The 424-nt window shown below is 61.1% G+C and carries 1 protein-coding gene; it reads right to left on the bottom strand.

Annotated features, from left to right (window positions below; genetic code table 11):
- Positions 1–28 precede the first annotated feature (28 nt).
- Positions 29–382 carry a hydroxyisourate hydrolase gene (gene uraH, locus AC1DLB_RS32215; RefSeq protein ID WP_007940831.1) on the bottom strand — a complete coding sequence of 118 codons (354 nt, stop codon included), beginning with the start codon at positions 380–382 and terminating at the stop codon, positions 29–31.
- Positions 383–424: the final 42 nt, after the last annotated feature.

A 424-nucleotide genomic window follows, 5' to 3' on the forward strand; every position in this document is an offset into this window, starting at 1 on the left:
TTCCAGGTTGAGGCAGCTGCTTGGGGGATCAGCTGCCGCGATAGGTGGAATAGCTATACGGCGAAATCAGCAACGGCACGTGGTAGTGATCCTGTTCGGCAGAAATGCCGAACCGCAGCACCACCACGTCGAGGAACGCAGGCTCAGGCAACTGAACGCCACGGGCGCGGTAGTAATCGCCCGCATGAAATTGCAGCTGATAGACCCCGGTACGGTAGTCATCGCCTTGCAGCAACGGCGCATCGACCCGGCCGTCGCTGTTGGTGAGCGCCGTGGCGACCAGCTCCAGCTGCGAGCCTTCTACGCGGTACAGCTCGACCTTGATCGAACTGCCCGGGCAACCGTGTGCAGCGTCCAAAACGTGTGTAGTCAAACGTCCCATTGATTCTGCGCGCCTGCCTGCGTGGAGCAGTCAGACCTCGCG

The sequence above is a fragment of the Pseudomonas sp. 05N434 genome, from assembly GCF_056396965.1.

Coding starts and splice junctions, on each gene's coding strand:
- uraH (WP_007940831.1), bottom strand. CDS start 382: ATGGGACGTTTGACTACACACGTTTTGGACGCTGCACACGGTTGCCCG.